Annotated in this window: 1 rRNA gene; it reads left to right on the forward strand. The window is 53.7% G+C overall.

The annotated features are described in order from the left end of the window. Positions 1-255: ribosomal RNA gene (locus MRBLMI13_RS06830) — 23S ribosomal RNA — on the forward strand; the annotation flags it as partial.

A 255-nucleotide genomic window follows, 5' to 3' on the forward strand; every position in this document is an offset into this window, starting at 1 on the left:
GGTTGTGGGACTTTTCAGTCATCTCTGCCGAGATGGCGGCGTTACAAGATGGTATAGACGAACGGTCTTGAAAGGCCGGTCATAGAGGGTGCCAACCCCGTAGTCGAAATGCCACCCTTGGCGCGAAAAGTATCCCAAGTAGCACGGGGCCCGTGAAATCCCGTGTGAATCTGTCAGGACCACCTGATAAGCCTAAATACTCCCAGATGACCGATAGCGGACAAGTACCGTGAGGGAAAGGTGAAAAGTACCCCG

It is taken from the genome of Microbacterium sp. LMI13-1-1.1, assembly GCF_040815625.1.
Taxonomy (GTDB): domain Bacteria; phylum Actinomycetota; class Actinomycetes; order Actinomycetales; family Microbacteriaceae; genus Microbacterium; species Microbacterium forte.